The organism is Pseudomonas sp. PME37.24/025 (assembly GCF_055556615.1).
In genome coordinates this window covers 1-278 of the sequence record NZ_JBVHNK010000125.1, presented here as the reverse complement: position 1 = coordinate 278, position 278 = coordinate 1, and the positions used below count along the sequence as shown (strand labels likewise).

1 protein-coding gene is annotated in these 278 nt (G+C 64.4%); it reads left to right on the top strand.

Features of this window, described 5'->3' with window-relative positions:
- A partial coding sequence (locus ACZ3HH_RS29785) for a hypothetical protein (RefSeq protein ID WP_465810140.1) occupies positions 1-278 on the top strand: 278 nt, incomplete at both ends.

Below are 278 nucleotides of genomic sequence, written 5' to 3'. Positions count from 1 at the left end.
AGTCCAACCCCGTGACCTCGGCGATGTGCAAAGCGACGACCGGGAAGAAGTACCGGCCGCCCACCCTTGCCGAACTCGGTGTGATCTGCCAGACCATCGAGGACCGATTCAAGCTGGCGATCATCATCGCTGCGTACGGCAGCGCTCGCATCTCGGAGTGGCGGGCCCTACAACGCGACAGCATCACGTTCGTCGAGGCTCTGTACGAGGGGCGCGTGGTGGAGCAAGCCGCCGTCCGCATCCTGGACCAGGCCATCCATACGACCGAGAAGGGCTGG